Here is a 14,678-nt window from a genome sequence, read left to right as displayed (position 1 = left end):
GCCTATTACTTGAAAAGCGACTAAATTGTCGCTTTTTTTATGGCCTCAACAAAAGTAGAAATCTCATCACGGGTAATATCTAGAGGAAAACTTACTCTAAACGTTTTATCTGCCTGCTCCCTCGGCATACCTAGTGCAGTTAATACATGAGAAGGTTCAATCGTTTTAGAAGTACAAGCAGAACCTTGGGCAATACAAAATTGATCATCTTGTTGTCTGATCAACAGGGAAGTGTTTGTGTCATGAAGAGTGAGTGACATACAGCTTGGCAATGTGGTCGAGTTACCATTAACAGAAAAACGAATGTCATTTGAATCTAGCTTATTAATTAAATAGTCTTTTGCTTCAGTCTTTTTAAAATCGCTATAGTATCGTGGGAATAACTCAACCGCCTTACCAAACCCAATGATTAATGGCGCAGCAACGGTTCCACCTCTCAGGCCATCTTCTTGCCCTGCACCATGAATTACAGGTTGTAAGTGTTTCTTTCGTAAATCACGAATGTAGACAGCTCCAATTCCTTTTGGTCCAGCAATTTTGTGTGCCGACAACGAAAGAACATCAATATTCATATCATCGACATCAATCTCTTCTTTCATAAAACTCTGAGCACAATCACTATGAAACAAAACTCCTTTTGAAAAACAAAGCTCACCAATTTCGGTAATCGGATTGATTGTTCCTAGCTCATTATTCGCATGCATGATTGAAACTATAGCGGTATCCTCACGTAGTGATTCAGAAACAGCTTCTGCAGTAATGATCCCATTCTCATTTGGCTTGATATAAGTAATTTCAAATCCTTGAGTTTCGAGATACGAACAAATTGCAAAGATACATTTATGCTCAATTTGTGAGGTAACAATGTGCTTTTTATTGCTTGGAACACTTCCACCAAACAACAAGCTTTTAAACGCTATGTTATTTGATTCTGTCGCACCACTGGTAAACACTATCTCACTTGGATACGCCCCGATTTCATCTGCAATTAGCTCTCTAACACGCTGTATTTCATCCGAGACTTCAACTCCCAATTTGTGACTAGATGCTGAGTTAGCAAAAGAAAACTTAAAAGCATCAAAAAGTGCTTGTTGAACTTCAGGTAAAACAGGATAAGAAGCTGCTGTATCTAGATAAATCATAAACGGGAGTGGTAATTGATTATCAGAAGATACTAACATGCATTCACATCCTTGATTAAAGAAATTTTATGTTTAATAATTCTGATATTTTAGTTCTAGATACTCAATATTTCTAACAGCACTTTTAGGTAGTGCTTGGTACAAATTTGGATATTTATCTGTATCCTCAATGCCATCAGGTGCCTAATCTTTGATACTATTTCGAACCAAATCTTTTTCAATTTCCAGTAGATAGACCTCTCTAGAGTCTTTAAAGAAGGATGTAATAATTTTTTGTAGCTGACGCTCGTATGCTAAGTGAATAAAGCCCTTTGTTTTCAGTGAACTGGGTTGATAATGGTCTTGAATATTGAATTGATAAAGCTCTTCGGCTTTTAAGATGTGATACAGCTTGTTCACATACACTCCTTTACGTTGTAATCCATTACTTTTGCAGCATTCTCCTTGGCTGCAACGACTTTCCAGTTTTGAAAATCTTACTTTACCATATGAAGTTCTTTTTATGTGAAAAATACTAAAACAGTATCGTTCATTGAGGGTTATTTTAGTGACTGAAAAAGTTATAAAGGTTTGAAGACATAATCTTAATAATTGTCATCTATTGTGACTTCAACAACAAAAATAATGAGTTGGCTAAATAGCAAACAGACGTTACGTATCTCCGCATATATAATATACGCCTTGTTGTAATTAGGGATCTTTTCTATGGAAGGTAATTCAAATCAATCCTCAAAAGATAATTTATCTTGGGGAATGCTCATCAAAGGTGTATTCGTTCAGCTTGACTGGGGGCTTAGCCGAATTCTAGCTAAATCAATTCAATTCTTATTAATGGCGATAATTGCAATAGTGAGTTTTTTACTAGTGCGAAAAGGGCTGATTGGGATTAGTGAATACGGAGAAGGCTTGGCTGAACTTTCTAATGCTGAAATTGGCTTTATTGTGTTAGCAGTGATCTTAGTTTGCCGATTATTGATTTACTCATCAATTACCAGTGTTTCTAGTTGGAGAACTTATGCAACCCCATTCTTTTGGTTTGGAATATTCGTTTTATTGGGGTGGTCAATGATGAGCCTCATCTTGCTGAGTGAAATTCAAGGTGCAAAAGAAAAGCTAGAGCTCTACCTTCAAACACAAGAGCACCATCTTCAACTGATTTTGATGGTTACGTTTTTATTCAGCCTTTATATCTCAGTACCAAGTCAAAAACTTATTATTGATGATGAGGTTAACAATGAAGAGGTTGAAGGTTCAGCAAACGTAGCCAAGATGCAAAACACTTCTGAGTCCCAATCTAAACAAAACACAGAATCAAAAGATACAAACGAACATACTGCCAAGGAAGAAGTAAATGAAACTGCTAAAAACTCTGCTGTTTAGTGCAATAGTGACTAACATGTTTATTGCTAACGTTCAGGCAAAGGAGCCCAAAATGTCTCTGATTGAAGGCTGTCATGAACTAGTGAATATTCAGAAAAACAAAAATGAAAGACGATTACTTGCAGCACAAACAACTTCTTTATCCGAGTCTCTCCGAGCAGGTTATTGTTTAGGGGTTATTGCAGAGTATGCTAGAACTAAAGATTGTCACTCTGACTGGTTCGATAGGGCTAAATTCATTGCAAAATTTTATGATGAAAGGGATCGTCTTTCTGAGACAACTATCCTGAAGCAATCTTGCAAAATCTGACATGGATTATCTATCGCTACCGCAAGCAATAAAAAAGCTATTCGGTGTTGAGCTGTCGGAAAATAAGGCATTAAAAGATCTTGTTTATCCGTTAGCTCGATTTCCGAAGTCGAGTCCAGCAAAGAACTTTTTAAATGTTGTTCGAGAAAAAATCGAGTACAGTGATAAATACAATATCCTAGTACCTCATGCTAGTTTGATAAAACTGCATAATGCAATGATTCTGCAGTGTATCTTCGCAGACACAAAAAAAGTGAAAGATATTTTTGTCGAGAGAAAAAAGCGCACACTGGCAGCAGAGTTTATTCAAATGCTCTTGATTGATAGGCAATCAGTTATTGGTATTAGTTTATCTGCAGACAAAAGTTGCCGATTGGTTGAAATACTATTCTCTAATAATCCGCTAGATGAAGTAAAGCTTCCAAATCCATTTGAACAATTACCTATATTGTCTGGTTCAAGTTTGGTACAGGGCATACTTGTGCAAAGCGCTGCAATTTCTCAGGGAGAAAAAATGATGATGCATTACCTTAATGGTGATTTGGAGCTTGCTTATCAAACCTCTCTTTCAATCCGTTCGACAAACGAAGTTATCAATAAGTATCAATTGCTTATTGCTTCTGAGTATCAAGAGGCTGTAGATTTTGATCATCTTTTAGAAAATATTTAATTTTTTGGGGTTGTGAGTGCAGTGCACTCATTCAATCTGTATCGCGTTCGAACAAAGGTAACTTTAGAGAACAACTTTAACTCTTGATAACCAATCATGTTGATTGGCCGAGAAATAATTTAAGGGATATAGAAATGAATACACTTACTATCAAGCCTCAAGATAATAGCTCAAACATGAAAAATGGAAACAAAGGTTCTTCTGGTACTAATCGCCAATATGACCAAGTTCATGGTAATCGTGGTAAGCAACAAAACCCTAACCAAAAGGGGAAATAATGAGTTTTGTAAAGCTTAGACCATGGAAGTGTCGCACTATCTTTTTTGATCTTGAGTTTTATGTTCCTGAATGTAATCGAAAAGATGTAGGTTTAAATTACAATCCTTGGGATAAAAAAAATACACTTATTGGGGGCTCGTTTTTGTCTGTAAACCCTCAAGTAAACTTTGCTCAAACTGATCACAAAAATAGAAGCGAGGTTAAGTCCTTTTTGATTTGGAATTATAATTCTGAAAGAGAACTATTAGTTGATATTTTTAGGTTTATTAAAAGAGAATCAGAGCTAGTTAGGAAATCTCATCAAGGTAGGCATTCATCAGTGTTATGTGGTATTGGAATTACATCTTCAGATGTTCCTGTCCTTTTTGAGCTTTTCAAACGTTATAATATTCTTTCAAATTCGGATGCTTTTATTTTTCAAAATGAACTCAGGGTACTAGATTTGTCGCAATTAGCATTAGTATCGTTCAATTGTAAGAGTGACTATTTATACCCAAAAGCAAAAAATGACATATTGAACAAATATCAACCGGGTAAAAGGTTTGAATGTGGCTCTAGTGTATGGGGGCTTTATGAAGATAAAAAATATACAGATATCGAAGACAGAGTTGTAGATGAAGTTATGTGTACATTTTTTTCTTATAAATCAATATTAAAAGATATCCGAAACTTTAAAGCTCTTGAGGCTGAAGATAAAAAAAGAGCTAAATTAAAGTTAGTTGAAAAACAGGAGTGTCACGCTAACTAAATGTTATGATTTAGAAAGCAACGTGGTCTGGTTTATTGAACAGGCCACCTTTCAGCGCTCACACTCCATATCCTGAGGTAATCTTGAGCTTCTTACTTGAGGCTTCGTCTTTTTCTTATCACTTGAGACTACCGTTTTATCAGAGATATTTTCATATTCCAATCCCATCACAAACTGCTGAATCTTCTCTGCATCTCTGGATGCCCTTAAAATTTCTTTGGGGTCGTCTTGGAGTACCTGTATCCATGCACCAACATAGGCGGCATGTTGCCCGAAGTCGTGGCCTATTTGCAGTTCATCACCGATCATTAGCGAGGCGATTTCGGCTCTGAGTTCTTCTTTGGCGTAGGACTCATCACCGAAGCGGCCTGACAGATCTCGATCTAATCGGCTTGAATGGCCTGTGCTGTGGGCTGTCTCATGAAAAATGGTCGCCAGATAACGGTCTGCGGTTTCGAATTGGGATTTGGCGGGTAAATGAATGCTATCAGAAGAAGGGCTGTAGTAGGCATTATCGTGTTGGTCATGATGAACGCTAACACCAAGATTATTGATGATTTTCTCAGCTCGTTCATGTCGTTGCCAGTCGGGTTCTTTTTTGATTTTCAGCTCTGGTAAACCTTCAATTTGTGCGGCATTAAAAACAACAGCACTGAATACTCTTGGTTTTTCTAGCTTGATGGTTTCTTTTATAGGTTTACCGTCCGCACCTAAGATTTTTTTACCATTACTGTCAGTCTTGTCTACCTTATCGAACAGCTTCCAATATTGGACTATGGTGCCGTGTTGCCCTTTCATCACCTTGGCATCTAAGCTATTGGCTTGTTTAAAAGTCATCCACCTTGGATCTTCTCGGCCTTGCATAGCTAACCATATCGCATTGGAACCTTTATATTTAGTGCCACTGACTGGATTGTGAGGCATTCTTGGTTCGCCCGGCTTCCACGGAAGTTGCCAAGGTGCAGTGCCTTGTTTTAATTGTTCAATAAGCTTGTTGGCGATTTGCTCATGGTATGGGACTTTGTTCTTTTGATTCGTTTGCATGGTTTAGTCCTCATCAGTATCAACTTCTACTGCTCCCCATGCGTCTTGTTCAGATAGCGCATCTTCCTCAAATGCGCCTAGTTCATCGGCTTCTGCTTTCGTTACTTCTACAATATTTTGTGGTGTGTTGAGTAGAGCTAACTTTTCATCGAGCTTAGTGTTCAAGTTGGTGTTCATAATGGGTTTCCTTATTTGGTGCAAAACGGGATTTGGTAATTGAGTTTTGTGGGGTAAATCTTTCCTTAAATCGTTCTAATGCGGATTGTGGTTTGGCTTGTATGGTAGCTTGCTGCATTGGTGGTGAAGTGGTTGATTGAGTTTGGGTCTTTATCGCTTTAGTTTGTTGAGATTGCTTGTCTACTTTGATCCCTTGCTGTGCCAAACGTTGATAGTCCAGTGGTTGCGGTTTGTAGCCTGTGACTTCCATTCCTTTGATTTTGGCTTGAAGCCATGCTTCACGTTTAAAGTTCTGACTGCCTTTTAGCTTAATTTGTTGCCAGCCACGATGTTCGGCAATGGCCAATAAATCCATAATGATTTTGCTGTGTTCAAGCCGTGTTTGGAGCTTGTTGCCTTTGTCGATAAAGGCAAGTGCTGCTGAGTTCCGATTGGGGAAATAGCTTTTGCCATTGGCAGAGGTATAGCGCATATACAGATGCTTGGGCATCGGCATTTTTGATGCTTCTTGCTCAGGTTGTTCCTTGTTTGGTTTCGTAGGCTGTGTCGGATTGTCTGGCTTTGTCTCTAATTCAGTTTCTGGTGCTTTTACGCGTTCAAACGCAGTTTTTTGCGGCTGCGTAGCTATGGTTTTGAGTGTGGGACTGACAGGCATAATGCTATTAAGCGCTGGCTGTAATCGTTCTGGTTTTTGATATTTAAGCTCTGGCCAACAGCGTTCAATATAGCCTTCGATTTGCTTTTTTACTCTGAATACGCTGTTACTCATATGTAAGTCATTAAAGTCGGTTAAGCCATGTTGAATTTGTTCGGTAGAAAATTTAGGGGTTAGCCAATGCCCACCGACTAAATTGGCTGACTCTCTAGCTTTTTGTATGCCTTTGTTGATTTGGTTTTTATGGTCATTGTCGGCAAGAAACAGATGTTTTGCATTGGGATACTTGGCACTGATTTTTTCGGCAACCTTGGGCATATTACCCGCATCTACCGTCATCACTACGCTGCGGCCTGTGGCTTCGGCAATACTCGCTGCTGTTGAGTAGCCTTCAGCGTAGAGAATAGGTTCATTGGCATTCAGTGGTCTATCGCCAACCACGAAGAAGTGTCCTGATTTTTGCGCGCCTTTTTTAAGGCATTTAAAACCATTAGGGCTGATCCTATGGAGGCTATGGGTATTTTGTTCAGTATCATAAAGCGGGATCACCAATCGGCCTTTTTTATCCTGACATACCCCGGGATAAGCTTGTACGCCTTTGCGACTTGAATAGCCTTGACCTGAATATGCCATAGGCAGTTGTCGATACAACTGAGCACAGCGTTTGGCGTGATGTTGCTGCTTTTGATTAAGGCTTTGTTCCCGTTGATAACGAATATTGGCCATGTGTGCTTTTTGATGGAGACGTGCGGTTGGATCGGCTTGTTCAAAGCTAGCATGCCATTTTTGCGGTTCGCTGTGATTCCGGTGATCTTGATACCAGCCAACTGGATGGCCATCATTAAACACCGCATAGACACCACTCTTTTGACCTCGTTTGTCATCTTGTGTCGCAACACGATGAATTTGACCGTCCATCAGCGGTGGCTCTTTAAGTAAAAAGCCTGCGGTTTCCAGCACATTATTAAATTCAAGCAGGGGATCTTTATCACTGTGCTGTTTCATCATATTGGGATCGGGCAGCCAAGGTTCTACTCTGCGTTTTTCGGTTCCAGCTTTGGCATACCACAAGCCTTGTTCACCATCAAAGCTGATGGCAGCAACACCATTGTTGAGTCTGCCTATTTCTTCTTGGGCTTGCGCTCTATCGTCATAACCCACGGCCAAATAGGTTTTGTGCTTCAATTGCTCATTACTCATAGTTTTCATCTCCAACTACATTTTTGAAATCAGTAACCAAGTCGTTCATTGGTGTTTTTTGAGATATAGGTTTGGGTTCTGTTTGGCTCGGTTGCTTTGCAACACTATTGTCAGGTTCAGATTGCTCAACACTTGTTGTATCGCCATCCTCAGCGCAGCGAATTTGAGTGATAGTGATTGAGTGCTGCTTGGGTTTAACTTTTGGGATGTCTGGTATTGAGAAATGATTTCTATCTGGATGATTGCCACGAACAGTTAGCTGTTTATCTTGATACCAACGCAGCTTTTGGCATTTCACAGGAGGGCAGTTTTCAAGGAGTAAGATGGCATTATCAGCACCCATTTGCATCAGCTCTTGTGGCAGCATTAAAGCTCTGCCGTGATCACTAATACTTTCACTTTTACCGCCTTTGCCTGATAACTGACGACTACGACTGCGGTTATTGATGGTAGAAGTACCAAGGCTATCGGAGATCTCTCTCGCCACTTTGGGATTTTTCGGTGCAAACACAATTTGCAGCGCATGGTTATCCGCAAGCGTTTCAGCACCATCATGACCGTAGATTTCTCTTAGCTGTGCTGGCGATTGAATAATAGTGAGTAGACGCAAGCCATAACCTGCCACATAGCTGATCCCCTTGCATAAAATGCCAACTTTGCCAATGGCAGCAAACTCGTCCATTAGCAATAGGACTTGATATTTGAGTTGTGGATTTTGCTCTGGCAGCTCACGAGTGTTGAGGTCAATCAGCTGTTGAAAGAACAAGTTAATTAGTGGTGATAAACGACTTAAATCATCGGGTGTCACACCGACATAAATCGACATCTTTTGCTGGCGTATTTGTCGTAAATCAAAGTCATTACCTGCGGTGACGGCATCAATTACTGGGTTATAAAACAGCTCTAAAGCCGAAGTAAAACTTTTCCGCACAGAGCCACGAGTACGCTCTGGTGTGTCGAGGTATTCTTTAAGAGCTAACAGGCATTGGCTAGATAAACTGACGTTTGAATCTAGTCTCAACTCTAACTGCTGAGCCAGATATTCATCGCCTTGAGTAAGCAGTCTTAATACTTCTCCCATGGTTACAGGTAAAGGCGGCGATTCAATCAAATACAAGACTAATCCCAACCATAAAGACCGGGCTGAGGCTTGCCACACCGGAGCTTCATTATCGATATTGGGAAATAGCATTTGACCAATTTTCTGAATATCGTTGATTCGAAAACTGGGGTCATTAGATATGTAAAACAACGGATTCCAACGATGGCTTTGATAGTTTCTTGGAGCAAGATTAAGCAGAAAACATTGCTGGCCATGAGCCTTTCGAAAGCCGGAGCTGATGTGCCAGTTCTCTTGTTTAATATCCAGCACTACAGCGGAATCTTGCCAACTAAGTAGATTAGGAATGACCACACCGACGCCTTTACCACTTCGAGTCGGCGCAGACATTAATACATGCTGCTGACCTGAAAACAGTAGGTATTGCTCTGACAATCCAAAGCGTTTTTTTCCCACGACGATGCCAGATTTGGCCAGTAACCCAGCTTGTTTGATTTGTTTGGTATCGGCAAATTTAGCGTCGCCATAAAGTGGCTGCTTTTTTGTTTTAAGCTTTTTAGCAACAAAGGCGATAACAGGCGCAAAGCCAATGGGAACGGATAGAATGAGATAAAACTGAGTGATTTTTTGATTGCCAAAGTAGTAAGCGTACTTGAAAATGGTTAAGGGACTGGATTGTTTTACATCGAGGTTAGCGAACCATAAGAACAAGGCGCCACTGAGCCACAGGCTTGCGATTAACACGCCAATGATGCTTGATAAAATAATCCAGCCACGTTTGCTCATTCTGCTTCCACCGTCTTTGGATTAAACAAGACTTCACTGACAAAGCGCCTGCCGTTGACCACTTGCAGCTGCACAATCACATCGACACACAGATTCAGAAGCTGTTTAATGTCTTCTCTGGATAATGACGAACCTGCTTGGCTTTCTTTTAGTAGCAACATCAACTGCTCTAAAGCCAACTTAGGGCTGCCAGCATGCATGGTGGTAATACTGCCCGGATGCCCTGAGTTGATATTGCGCAGAAAATAAAAGGCTTCATCACCACGGATAAGCTCTGCAACAAATACTCTGTCAGGTTTCATTCGAAGACTGGCTTCTAACAGTTGCTTTTGGGTGATATTGGCGATGCCTTGGTTACCTGCGGAGTAGAACAAACTTACGGTATTAGAATGGGTGTTATAAAGCTGAAGCTCATCGACATTTTCTATGGAGATCAATCGCTCTGAATCTGGGACTTGTTGAAGTAATGAACGCAGAAACGTTGTTTTGCCTGAGCCAGTCGCACCTGAAACAATGATGTTTTTTCGAAGCTTGATAGCAAGCTTTAGGAAAGCGGAAATATCTTCTTGTTGTTTCAGTTCTATCAGTTGTTTTTCACTCTGATGTTGGTTATTTGCTTCAATATGCTGAGTACTGAAATAGCCCTGCTGTTGATAATCATCCAAGCTAAATACTACACTTGATGGTTTGCGAATCGTTAGGCTGATTTTGCCAATCAAAGTCACAGGCGGAATGGCGATTTGGACTCGCTCACCATGAGGTAAAGTAGCCGATAAAATCGGATGCGTACTATCCAGTTTTTGTCCTGAATAGGTCGCAATCAACTTGCTTAGTCGTTGGCAGTATTCCAGTGAAATGGCATTGGATTTATGTTTTTTCCAACCTTTATTGGATTCCGTTAATACTTGCTTAGGCTGATTAATCACAATTTCGGTAATACTGGGCTGAACCAAATAAGCATTCAGTAATTTCAAATGTTCTAGCAAAGCCAAAGAACGGCAATCTTCGATATTGATATCAGATCTAGGACTTTGGTTAGTGGCTAAGTTTAAGCTCATACACACTCCTAAAATCTAAATCTCGTGCCACAAAAACATTGATGTGTTCCCCTTGGTTTTTATACAAAGTCGGTTTGATATGAATCGAGTCTTGCAGAGCTATGGAAGCGAGATCTTTAGTGCCGCCAATGGTGTCTCCGAATTGGATTTTATTGCTATTGCCTTTGGACTTATTGGCGTAATAAGTGCCGACATCACCAATCAGGCTGAGTAACATGGCACTACCAAAACGCTGCCCAAAATGACCATCGACATAGCCGCTGTGACCACTACGCCCTAAACTATCGGTTCCCGGTGACGCCAAATCCATGATCACACCAGTGGGCGTTTCAATCCGATCCCACAATACGAAAATCCGTGCTTGCCCTTGTTCAATGCCAGCCTGATATTCACCCACGATATGACTGCCTTTTTCCACTAACAGCACCTTGCCATTAGTGGAGTAAATATCCCGACTTAACTGGCAACGAGTCATACCAGCCACATCACTGCTGATGGCTGTTTCTAAAATGCAGTCGAGAAACGCCCCTTTAGTGATAAACAAGTTAGGATCAATGATTCGACTGGCGATACTTCCCTGAATTTTAGTGGCTTGTAATTGTTGGTTTAGTGAGTGGCTATTAGGCTGTTCTTGGTTTATGTCCGGCAAGGAGTCTTGTTGTTGAATGTTTCTTGGAACAGCCTGTTGCGAGCTGTTACTGAGTACCAATAAGCCATCTAACTGTTTGCGTTGTTGTGGAGTGAGTGTTTTTTTCTGGCCACTTAAACGAGCTAAATGACCAAACTGCGGTGAGTTGGGTTCGTCCAATTTCCCTGTATGAATCATTGAACTTTTATCTGCGGTTGATGTTGTTGGCTTAGTGGGGGTTGAGTGCTTATCTAGCTCAGGTGGCGCACCGAGATGATCGGCAATGGTGTAATGATGTTGGGTTGGGTTGATATCAGACTTTGCGTGACTAAAACCACCGTTAATCGCTACTAACAACACAATTATTAATCCAGCGATAACAAACATCACCGCTTTGGTCAGCCATGTATTGTTTTGAACTCGATTACCTAACTCTGGAACGGGGTTATTGGAAAGCTCTGGTTCTTGGTTAGTGTGTTGCTCAGCCATGCAAACCTCCATGCCTTTTAGCAATTCGCTTCACTTGTGGGATCTGTGTTTTTTGATAGCTTGCTGGCTGTTCTGCATCAAAGGACTGATTAAACAGGCATAGAACTAAATTGCCTTGCCTTAGTACCAGTCTTCTAACCACTCGCCTGATCACTATGGTGTTAGGAAAGTCAGGATTGATATGGCTATTCACTAAGCTTTCACTGTCATCACTATTGACGGTATACACCGCAGGTAAGTCTTGTTTAGGGTTGAATTTAAGGTAAGTAAAACGACCATCATCAAAGGCTGTTATAGGTAACAAGGCTTTATTACCTTTGTAGAAATAGTTTTGGTTGTTCACCTGTGGCGTGGTGTGACGGTTAAGTTGATCATCAAGTAACTGCTGTTGATTGTGTTGATGTAGCTGATTTTTAAGATCATCGGGATAGATAAAATCTATCGCAAACATCATATTGCGGCTTGTGGCTTGGTTAGTGTTTTTCAGCTGTGAGGCATTTAACTCAAATTGGTACACATGGCGATTAGTCAGTACCGTCATATTGGTGATGGCTTGCTGGGCTTTGGGTTTGATAAAGATGTGATTGTCTACTGGCGTTACACTCCAAGCGGCACTGTCACCCATCGCAATTTGTTTGATGGCTTCTCCACTGGCAAAGGCTATGTCGGTGGCAAAACCATAATGACCGACTAGCTTCACTACTTGCTGAGGATTAAAATTGATATGGCGTACACGTCTATCAAAATGACCAATGTGAGGCGTTTCCAGTGCCAATGCGTTTTGACTAATAGCCAATAAGACGAGCAACCTATTCATCCAAGAAAGTCGATTCATATTAATCCCCTCCTGTGGCTTGATCATTGCGATAGCTCAGCACTTGAAAACCAAGAGGATTTAACTGTCTGTCAGCAACCAACATTGGTGCATTGCGATAAGTGAAGGTGATGGTGGCGACCCAATGGGTTCGCGAATGGTTTTCACCGATTTGTTTAACTTGCTTGGTATAACGCACTAACGCCGTAGTGGTTTTCTCACCATTATTTTTGTCGTGTCCAATAAAACTGATGGCATTTACTTTGATCAACACTTGTGCAGATTGACCATACAAATTGATTGGTGCATTGTGATTGGATTTAGGATTGGTTTGTAAGCTGTAATCTTGTTGGACGTTTTCATCGGACATTAGGCCGATAAGCTTTCGGTCATAACTGCGAGTTTGCCACTGGTAGCCTTCTCGAAGGCGTAGGTATTGTGCTAAGAAATATTTATCTAATACCTCTTGAGCTTGTTGTTTGACTTGTCCTTTGCCGGCTAAGGTTGAAACCACATCCACAAAGCCTGTGTTGTTATCCACTCGAATCACAAAAGGCTCTATGGACTTCAGTGGCATTAAAGTAATAAGGCTGATAGCCAAAAGTGAGGCAAGTAAAGCGAGTAACAAACAGCATTTCCAAGCTCGTTGCTCAGATTGTTTGATTTTGACATTCAGCTCAGCATCCCAACCTCTGGCTTCGACAAAGTATTTTTGAAGTAACTGCTTATCGGTCAATTGCTGCTCAAGTTCAGCCATGACGTACCTCAATAGGCTTGATAACAATAGGCAGAGTGTTCACAGGTTTTAGTCCTTTGCCATCGTCTTTACAGTGCGGTGGTTTGGGCATGCTTGAGCAGTGAGTGAGCAATAGGATGAAGCATATTGATAGGCATTTTTTCATTGGTCGCTTTCTCCTGAAATGCTGTTACCACCAAAGCGTTGTTGATAAGCACGATAGCCTGAACCTACAGGCTTTATTGGTGCCGATAGCGCTTGACCTGTGTAGTTCAAATCTCGTCTTAGCGTTCGGTATTGATGGCGTAATGTCGTAGGGCGCATAGCATGAAGACTGTTTGAAATCGCCCCGTGCGCGGCAATCGCCACACCGCCACCAAGAGCTGAGGCCATTGCGGGTATTTGCTTCATCACTAAAATGCACAACCCCATTACTATGCACAGCATGGAGCTGTCGCTTAACGTGGTTAATGCCGCATGGTTGTGAGAAATTTGTGCGAGATATTTAGACGCCACTGTGGTCATCAGTTGTCCTGACGACACACCCAGCAGCAAGATAAAACCGAAGTTGAGTACCATGCCTAGCCAGCTTTCAAAAAAGCGTTGAGTGGCTTGAAATAGAAGTAGAACAAAGAAGGCCGGACCGATAGCCAACAGCACACTGACCATGACTTTGCTGAGTAAAATAAAGAAGGCTACCAACAAAGTCAGGCAGCCACCAATGGTTAATATCCCCATCGCCAAAATGTACATGCCGAAGTTGCCGTTCATGACGCCACCTTGTCGCCATGCATTATCGGCAAGGATGAGGATTTGGCCGAATAGGTGATCTAATAGCTGCGCTGCATTTTGGGTTTTGGTGCCAGACACAACTGCCGCTAAAAACTGTGGTGTTTCACTTAAAAAGCGCACCACGGTGTGGTTGTAATGGCCAACGGTTAATCCCAAAGTCAAAATGAAACCAATCCGAATGATGCGAAAAAATCCCTCCTGTAATGGCTCCTGACTGCGACCAAACATCATTGAATAGCCCCAAATCACTACCCATAAAATCATCATGCTGGTAAATACGGGGATCAGGTATTGGATCAGCCTTGCAGAGCCTTGTTGCACGTAGTTGTGCAAGGCTTGATCTACTAAGCTAAAAATACTTCGATACAGATTACTGGTAGCCGCCATTTTGATTACTCTTTGGGATGAGCCATATCAGCAGGTAGCGGCACAGGATCGCCAGTCACAATGTCATTTGCCGCTTGTTGAACATTGATACATTCAGGATGATTGCGATACTTCGCAGGATTGTTGCTGCATTGGGTTAAGGTTTGCATCAAGATTTTCTGATGCTGTTTAAACCAAGCCACATCATGAGCTTGGCTTTGTTGGCTATGGCGACTACTCATTTTTGAGCAGCCTGTCATCACACAAAACAGGCTTGAAATAACTAAGATATTGATAAGTTTCATGCAGAGTCCTCATTGGAGATTTAATGGGTTCTGCCGTCC

17 protein-coding genes are annotated in these 14,678 nt (G+C 41.2%); 5 read left to right on the top strand and 12 right to left on the bottom strand.

The annotated features are described in order from the left end of the window. Positions 1-20 precede the first annotated feature (20 nt). Together E2H97_RS17185 and E2H97_RS18890 are read right to left on the bottom strand one after the other, a co-directional pair. Positions 21-1,181: a cysteine desulfurase family protein gene (locus E2H97_RS17185; protein ID WP_246029022.1), complete on the bottom strand. Its 1,161-nt coding sequence runs from the start codon at positions 1,179-1,181 to the stop codon at positions 21-23. Between the two features lie 144 nt (positions 1,182-1,325). Then, positions 1,326-1,541: a DUF952 domain-containing protein gene (locus E2H97_RS18890; RefSeq protein WP_170308348.1), complete on the bottom strand. Its 216-nt coding sequence runs from the start codon at positions 1,539-1,541 to the stop codon at positions 1,326-1,328. A gap of 306 nt (positions 1,542-1,847) precedes the next feature. On the opposite strand from E2H97_RS18890, the gene E2H97_RS17175 reads away from it, so the two are divergent. The 5 genes from E2H97_RS17175 (at position 1,848) to E2H97_RS18945 (ending at position 4,529) form a co-directional block, all read left to right on the top strand. Next, complete coding sequence (locus E2H97_RS17175) at positions 1,848-2,522, top strand: hypothetical protein (protein WP_133408268.1); 675 nt, start codon at positions 1,848-1,850, stop codon at positions 2,520-2,522. Further along, the gene (locus E2H97_RS17170; protein WP_218938226.1) at positions 2,494-2,832 is read left to right on the top strand and encodes a hypothetical protein; all 339 of its coding nucleotides are present in this window, start codon (positions 2,494-2,496) and stop codon (positions 2,830-2,832) included. The genes E2H97_RS17175 and E2H97_RS17170 overlap by 29 nt, the downstream gene beginning before the upstream one ends. Position 2,833: 1 nt before the next feature. Next, positions 2,834-3,502: a hypothetical protein gene (locus E2H97_RS17165; RefSeq protein ID WP_133408267.1), complete on the top strand. Its 669-nt coding sequence runs from the start codon at positions 2,834-2,836 to the stop codon at positions 3,500-3,502. Positions 3,503-3,636: 134 nt separating this feature from the next. Beyond that, positions 3,637-3,780, top strand: a complete 144-nt coding sequence (locus E2H97_RS18885) for a hypothetical protein (protein ID WP_170308347.1) — start codon at positions 3,637-3,639, stop codon at positions 3,778-3,780. Further along, positions 3,780-4,529: a hypothetical protein gene (locus tag E2H97_RS18945; RefSeq protein WP_218938225.1), complete on the top strand. Its 750-nt coding sequence runs from the start codon at positions 3,780-3,782 to the stop codon at positions 4,527-4,529. The genes E2H97_RS18885 and E2H97_RS18945 overlap by 1 nt, the downstream gene beginning before the upstream one ends. A 51-nt stretch (positions 4,530-4,580) precedes the next feature. Here E2H97_RS18945 and E2H97_RS17155 read toward each other — a convergent pair whose 3' ends face one another. From E2H97_RS17155 to E2H97_RS17110, 10 genes are all read right to left on the bottom strand, one after another. Next, entirely contained in the window at positions 4,581-5,573 is a 993-nt protein-coding gene (locus E2H97_RS17155) for an ArdC family protein (protein ID WP_133408266.1), read from the bottom strand. Between the two features lie 3 nt (positions 5,574-5,576). Continuing rightward, entirely contained in the window at positions 5,577-5,750 is a 174-nt protein-coding gene (locus E2H97_RS17150) for a conjugal transfer protein TraD (RefSeq protein ID WP_133408265.1), read from the bottom strand. Next, positions 5,728-7,605 carry an LPD7 domain-containing protein gene (locus E2H97_RS17145; RefSeq protein ID WP_133408264.1) on the bottom strand — a complete coding sequence of 626 codons (1,878 nt, stop codon included), beginning with the start codon at positions 7,603-7,605 and terminating at the stop codon, positions 5,728-5,730. The genes E2H97_RS17150 and E2H97_RS17145 overlap by 23 nt, the downstream gene beginning before the upstream one ends. Next, positions 7,598-9,451, bottom strand: a complete 1,854-nt coding sequence (locus E2H97_RS17140; RefSeq protein ID WP_133408263.1) for a type IV secretory system conjugative DNA transfer family protein — start codon at positions 9,449-9,451, stop codon at positions 7,598-7,600. The genes E2H97_RS17145 and E2H97_RS17140 overlap by 8 nt, the downstream gene beginning before the upstream one ends. After that, entirely contained in the window at positions 9,448-10,509 is a 1,062-nt protein-coding gene (gene virB11, locus E2H97_RS17135) for a P-type DNA transfer ATPase VirB11 (RefSeq protein WP_133408262.1), read from the bottom strand. Before virB11 ends, E2H97_RS17140 begins: the two co-directional genes overlap by 4 nt. Further along, positions 10,487-11,626, bottom strand: coding sequence for a type IV secretion system protein VirB10 (virB10, locus tag E2H97_RS17130; protein WP_246029021.1), 1,140 nt, complete (start codon positions 11,624-11,626; stop codon positions 10,487-10,489). The genes virB11 and virB10 overlap by 23 nt, the downstream gene beginning before the upstream one ends. Beyond that, a complete protein-coding gene (virB9, locus tag E2H97_RS17125; RefSeq protein WP_170308345.1) occupies positions 11,619-12,461 on the bottom strand; it encodes a P-type conjugative transfer protein VirB9 in 843 nt (280 codons plus the stop codon). Before virB9 ends, virB10 begins: the two co-directional genes overlap by 8 nt. A gap of 1 nt (position 12,462) precedes the next feature. Then, positions 12,463-13,197 (bottom strand): VirB8 family type IV secretion system protein, encoded by a 735-nt coding sequence (locus tag E2H97_RS17120; protein ID WP_133408260.1) that lies wholly within the window; start codon positions 13,195-13,197, stop codon positions 12,463-12,465. A gap of 141 nt (positions 13,198-13,338) precedes the next feature. After that, a complete protein-coding gene (locus tag E2H97_RS17115) occupies positions 13,339-14,355 on the bottom strand; it encodes a TrbL/VirB6 family protein (RefSeq protein ID WP_133408259.1) in 1,017 nt (338 codons plus the stop codon). Between the two features lie 5 nt (positions 14,356-14,360). After that, a complete protein-coding gene (locus E2H97_RS17110) occupies positions 14,361-14,639 on the bottom strand; it encodes an EexN family lipoprotein (protein WP_133408258.1) in 279 nt (92 codons plus the stop codon). Positions 14,640-14,678: the final 39 nt, after the last annotated feature.

Source organism: Parashewanella tropica, assembly GCF_004358445.1.
Classification (GTDB): domain Bacteria; phylum Pseudomonadota; class Gammaproteobacteria; order Enterobacterales; family Shewanellaceae; genus Parashewanella; species Parashewanella tropica.
The sequence above is the reverse complement of the archived record's forward strand: the minus strand, read 5'-3'. Positions and strand labels throughout refer to the sequence as shown.

Coding starts and splice junctions, on each gene's coding strand:
- E2H97_RS17140 (WP_133408263.1), bottom strand. CDS start 9,451: ATGAGCAAACGTGGCTGGATTATTTTATCAAGCATCATTGGCGTGTTA.
- virB10 (WP_246029021.1), bottom strand. CDS start 11,626: ATGGCTGAGCAACACACTAACCAAGAACCAGAGCTTTCCAATAACCCC.
- E2H97_RS17175 (WP_133408268.1), top strand. CDS start 1,848: ATGGAAGGTAATTCAAATCAATCCTCAAAAGATAATTTATCTTGGGGA.
- E2H97_RS17110 (WP_133408258.1), bottom strand. CDS start 14,639: ATGAAACTTATCAATATCTTAGTTATTTCAAGCCTGTTTTGTGTGATG.
- E2H97_RS18885 (WP_170308347.1), top strand. CDS start 3,637: ATGAATACACTTACTATCAAGCCTCAAGATAATAGCTCAAACATGAAA.
- E2H97_RS17185 (WP_246029022.1), bottom strand. CDS start 1,181: ATGTTAGTATCTTCTGATAATCAATTACCACTCCCGTTTATGATTTAT.
- E2H97_RS17145 (WP_133408264.1), bottom strand. CDS start 7,605: ATGAGTAATGAGCAATTGAAGCACAAAACCTATTTGGCCGTGGGTTAT.
- virB9 (WP_170308345.1), bottom strand. CDS start 12,461: ATGAATCGACTTTCTTGGATGAATAGGTTGCTCGTCTTATTGGCTATT.
- E2H97_RS17120 (WP_133408260.1), bottom strand. CDS start 13,197: ATGGCTGAACTTGAGCAGCAATTGACCGATAAGCAGTTACTTCAAAAA.
- E2H97_RS17170 (WP_218938226.1), top strand. CDS start 2,494: ATGAAACTGCTAAAAACTCTGCTGTTTAGTGCAATAGTGACTAACATG.
- virB11 (WP_133408262.1), bottom strand. CDS start 10,509: ATGAGCTTAAACTTAGCCACTAACCAAAGTCCTAGATCTGATATCAAT.
- E2H97_RS17150 (WP_133408265.1), bottom strand. CDS start 5,750: ATGAACACCAACTTGAACACTAAGCTCGATGAAAAGTTAGCTCTACTC.
- E2H97_RS18945 (WP_218938225.1), top strand. CDS start 3,780: ATGAGTTTTGTAAAGCTTAGACCATGGAAGTGTCGCACTATCTTTTTT.
- E2H97_RS17155 (WP_133408266.1), bottom strand. CDS start 5,573: ATGCAAACGAATCAAAAGAACAAAGTCCCATACCATGAGCAAATCGCC.
- E2H97_RS17165 (WP_133408267.1), top strand. CDS start 2,834: ATGGATTATCTATCGCTACCGCAAGCAATAAAAAAGCTATTCGGTGTT.
- E2H97_RS17115 (WP_133408259.1), bottom strand. CDS start 14,355: ATGGCGGCTACCAGTAATCTGTATCGAAGTATTTTTAGCTTAGTAGAT.